1 protein-coding gene is annotated in these 1,935 nt (G+C 36.4%); it reads right to left on the minus strand.

Going from position 1 to position 1,935, the window contains the following annotated elements; translation table 11 throughout:
- Positions 1 to 35: 35 nt before the first annotated feature.
- Entirely contained in the window at positions 36 to 1,394 is a 1,359-nt protein-coding gene (ltrA, locus tag ACFOZZ_RS13260; RefSeq protein WP_376815426.1) for a group II intron reverse transcriptase/maturase, read from the minus strand.
- Positions 1,395 to 1,935: the final 541 nt, after the last annotated feature.

Genomic DNA, 1,935 nt, shown 5'->3' on the forward strand with positions numbered 1-1,935 from the left:
TTACCAATTTACTATTTATTTAATTTATGATTGGACTATCTTGAGAAAGCATAGTCCATTTTTTTTAATCTCTCTTTTGTGTAATACTCTTTACCTTGTACCTTAAGTTTCTGAATGCGTTTGTTCATTATGACCTTATTTCTATGCTTTTGCTTTTCTACGTACATTTCTATAGTGTAAGTTCCCCACATTTTGAAGTAGAACCACCATCTTGAGGGTACTAAACCGATGCGTGCAAAGAATTCAATACTCCATTTATAACACATCCCATATGCTTTCCTTACTGTTGGATGTTTATGTATCATACACATCCTCAGACGTTGGCGCACATAACTGTCCATCATATCTAGGTATGTGCTCATCGCATGAATAACACAGTGTGTTTGCATATGACCTTCAAATACCTTAAGAGCCTTGTAGACATTCAAATAGTAGTTGGTCTTACCTACGATAATAGGATTTATATCCTTTATCCATTCTTCTTTTGGTTTAGTCCATATCCTTTGTGTCTTATCCTTGATAGCCTTCTTGAACGTTTTAATTGATTTTTCCGTGGGAACGATTGAGTAGTAATCATTCCCTTTCTTGCTCGTTTTCCAATGATTGAAATGGAAGCCTAGAAAATCAAAATCATCATTCTTAAAGTCAACTACCTTGGTTTTGTTCATCGCAACTTCAAGTCCTAAAGATTCAATGACTGATTTAGCGATGTTTCCTGCTCTTATGACTTCTTCCTCGGTTTCGCAAAACAATAGGAAATCATCTGCGTACCTTACAAAATAAATCTTAGCTTTGTGTAGTTCCCAATCAAGTTCATTTAAATAGATGTTGGCAAGTAAAGGAGAAATGACCCCACCTTGGACCTGACCGGTCTTGGTATTGTAGTATTTGCCATCTTCCATGTATCCACACTTAAGCCATGACCATATTAAATCTAGTACTGTCCCATCAGCGATGACTTTATTTAACACTTTCATCAGTTTCTTATGAGGAATGTTATCAAAGAATCCTTTGATATCACAGTCATAGATCCAGTTTCGTCCCAATTCAATATTCTTGATGATTACTTGCAGAGCACTTTCTACTCCTCTGCCTGGTCGATATCCCATCGACCAATTATGAAATACTAATTTTTCATATTTAGGCATTAGAATATCAGTTAGTGCTTGCTGTACAATTCTATCTTCCAAGGTTGGTATTCCTAACGGTCTTTTCTTACCGTCTTTCTTTGGAATATATACCCTTCTCACAGGTGTAGGTTTATATTCCTTTGCTTTGAGTTTCTCCAATAGTTTCAATATATTCTCTTGTTCATTCTTGGCGTATTCCTTAATGGTTACACCATCGATACCTCCACTACCTCTGTTTGCTTTGACCTTTTTCCAAGCGTTCATAAGCACTCTATCTCGTAGTAGTTGTCCGTACAATGAATGATATTTCAACTTCATTGGATTGTTCATTAATGGTTCCATAAATTAAAGTAAAATTTCTCCTTTCCCTCTATCATACTTTGAATTCGTTTGTACCACAGTACCGTCATTCTTACCATTATGAATAGATTCTAGTAAGAACGTAAAAGGTCACTCCCCTTCGCTACATTGATGTTCTGTTGCATCAATATCATTCACTACTATGAGAGTGTCTGACTCCTCATGACGTACTTATCACTTCGAATTACACTTATAGATAAGTACCTTGATATACACCAAGTAATCATAAGGTCTCACAGGGTCATCGCTTTTTCCTTAATATCATGCCAACTGACTTCACAATAGAAGGCCTATGTTATCGACTAGTTCATTGGTAACATAGTGAATAGACTTCCACATTTATCGCAATGTCGTCACACATTCTACTGCCGCACTTTCAGTTCACACTTCGTTTCGGCCTGATATTTCATCTACAGTTCTCTCGAATACTGCATCTCCTTCATAC

Source organism: Catenibacterium sp. GCM10023432 (genome assembly GCF_042651925.1).
Lineage (GTDB): Bacteria > Bacillota_I > Bacilli_A > Erysipelotrichales > Coprobacillaceae > Catenibacterium > Catenibacterium mitsuoka.